Origin of the sequence: Sphingomonas sp. LH128 (assembly GCF_000293195.2) — a bacterium.
In the GTDB taxonomy this organism is placed as follows: domain Bacteria; phylum Pseudomonadota; class Alphaproteobacteria; order Sphingomonadales; family Sphingomonadaceae; genus Novosphingobium; species Novosphingobium resinovorum_A.
In genome coordinates, this window is sequence record NZ_ALVC01000633.1 from 1 (window position 1) to 344 (window position 344).

The following is a 344-nucleotide window of genomic DNA, read 5'->3' on the forward strand; positions in this document are numbered from 1 at the left end:
TACGGCAAGCTGGTCTGGGCGACCGGCGGCGATCCGCGGCGCCTGTCGTGCGGCGGGGCCGAACTGGCGGGGGTCCACGCGGTGCGCACCCGCGAGGACTGCGACACGCTGATGGCCGAAGTCGATGCGGGGACGCGCAACATCGTCGTCATCGGCGGCGGCTACATCGGGCTGGAAGCAGCGGCGGTGCTCTCGAAGATGGGGCTGAGCGTGGTCCTGCTCGAAGCCCTGCCGCGCGTGCTGGCGCGCGTCGCGGGTGAGGAACTGTCCGAATTCTATCAGAAGGAACACCGCGATCACGGCGTCGATCTGCGCACCGGCGTTGCGGTCGAATGCCTCGAAGG

The 344-nt window shown here is 69.5% G+C and carries 1 protein-coding gene; it reads left to right on the plus strand.

The window, feature by feature from the left end:
• Positions 1 to 344, plus strand: a 344-nt coding sequence (locus LH128_RS30680) for an FAD-dependent oxidoreductase (protein WP_008833581.1), incomplete at both ends; no start/stop codon positions are given.